Raw genomic sequence first — 718 nt, 5'->3', positions numbered from 1 at the left:
AACTGACGAGGAGTGCTACAACTTCTTCAAGGCCGCTGGCTATGAAACTGATTAAACGCAACCCGCTCTAGAGGCGGTCTTTCAGCCACCTCACCAGATCCATCCGCTCATGCAGAACGGCGATAATGACCGGCCGGTCTTCGTCCAGCCAGATTATGTAGTGGTGTTCGCATCGGTGGATGCAGATACCGTCCGGCAGACCTTCGAGCGATCTGGATTGCGCTCGCCTGTGCCCAACGAACTCACAGCACGCCTCGATCTGGTCGAAATATGTCTCGGCCTGGTCAAGGCCCCAGGTCTCATACGTGTAGCGCCAAATGCCACGCAGATCATCTTCGGCTGCAAGCGTAAGGGAATAGGATTGCATTGCGTCAGCTACAGTCCTGACTGTTCGCGCGCTTCACGCCGGATGTCGGCAATCGTCTTAGAAGAAAGCTCGCCGCGCCGCGCCTGTTCGATCCGGGGTCTGAGAAAGTCCGAGAGGGCGGCCACAGCTTCGGCCTCGTTCATATTGTCGCGAACAGGAGCATCGCCAAGAGTACGCTTGAGCACAAAATCCTTAATGCTCTTGCCTTGCAGTGCAGCGATCGCTTTCAGTTTCTGATGTTCTTCCGAGGTGAGATCGATTGAGAGTCTGGGCATGTTCTTATCCTAGCAGACCAAAGCACACAAAACAACATTTGTTGGCACGGCCGATGAAAGTCAATATATTGTTCTT

General features: G+C 53.9%; 2 protein-coding genes. Both read right to left on the bottom strand.

The features are described from left to right. Positions 1-67: 67 nt before the first annotated feature. Complete coding sequence (locus ACOI1H_RS26025; RefSeq protein ID WP_422441249.1) at positions 68-367, bottom strand: type II toxin-antitoxin system RelE/ParE family toxin; 300 nt, start codon at positions 365-367, stop codon at positions 68-70. An 8-nt stretch (positions 368-375) separates the two neighbouring features. Beyond that, positions 376-642, bottom strand: a complete 267-nt coding sequence (locus tag ACOI1H_RS26020; RefSeq protein WP_422441248.1) for an antitoxin — start codon at positions 640-642, stop codon at positions 376-378. Positions 643-718 lie beyond the last annotated feature (76 nt).

Origin of the sequence: Loktanella sp. DJP18, assembly GCF_049310965.1 — a bacterium.
In the GTDB taxonomy this organism is placed as follows: Bacteria; Pseudomonadota; Alphaproteobacteria; order Rhodobacterales; family Rhodobacteraceae; genus Loktanella.
This window is presented reverse-complemented; position numbering and strand designations above follow the sequence as displayed.